Annotated in this window: 1 pseudogene; it reads right to left on the reverse strand. The window is 75.2% G+C overall.

Annotated elements, in window-relative coordinates:
- A pseudogene (locus tag DD1DGNOD_RS28330) lies at positions 1-785 on the reverse strand (zinc ribbon domain-containing protein); the annotation flags it as partial.
- Positions 786-834: the final 49 nt, after the last annotated feature.

The following is an 834-nucleotide window of genomic DNA, read 5'->3' on the forward strand; positions in this document are numbered from 1 at the left end:
GACAGTTTCACCGCGTCGCCGATCTGCTCCGCACGCAGATCGGCGACGTCCCGCATGACCACAAGTCCAGGTGTGCGTACCGGTACCGACCTCCGGCTGCCCACGATCGCGGTCACCTCATGCCGGACCATCACCCCGGCCGGAACCCCGGCATCGGAGAGCTCCGTGGACAGGGTGGTGCCCAGGCTGCGTTCCAGCGCAGCTGTCCCGGGCGGGCCGCCGGCCTCCCCGAGCAGGCGGACCACCCGGTAGGACACCGGACCGGCGTTGGAAGGGAATGCCCGCCACCGCAGGACCACCGCACCGTCCTGTTCGGTCGCGGTCAGGTCCCCGGGCGGTGCGAGGGGCACCGCGGCCAGCGCCGCCAGCGCCTCGCAGCTGTCGGCAGCCGTCGCGAGCACCGCGGCCAAGGCGTTTTCCTGGTCGGCCGCGGGCAGCGCCCGAGCCGCGGCGACCCGGCGGCGGATGACCTCCTGATGGGCGACGAGCTCGGCAAGCACATCCTCGGCTGCGCGTCCGTCCGGGCCGGGCACGTCGCGGGCCTGAGCCACGAGCCAGCGCGCCCCGTCCGTGGCGGCATCCGCGCGCCGGGCTTCGCGGTCCTCCACCAGTGCCCGCCACCCGGCGTCTGCGGCAGCCAGCGCCGCCTCCACCCGTGCGCTGAGTTCTTCGGCCGCCCACGCGACGGAGCCACCGAGCACCGCCAGCACCGGACGGGCAGCGGCCAGCAGTTCGCCGGCGTGCCGGGGACGGCCATCGTCCAACGCCCGCCGGATGGCGGACACAGCGTCAGCGGCCTCCCGCGCCTGACGCAGGCTCTGCCCGCACGACCGG

The organism is Candidatus Protofrankia californiensis, assembly GCF_900634765.1.
Classification (GTDB): domain Bacteria; phylum Actinomycetota; class Actinomycetes; order Frankiales; family Frankiaceae; genus Protofrankia; species Protofrankia californiensis.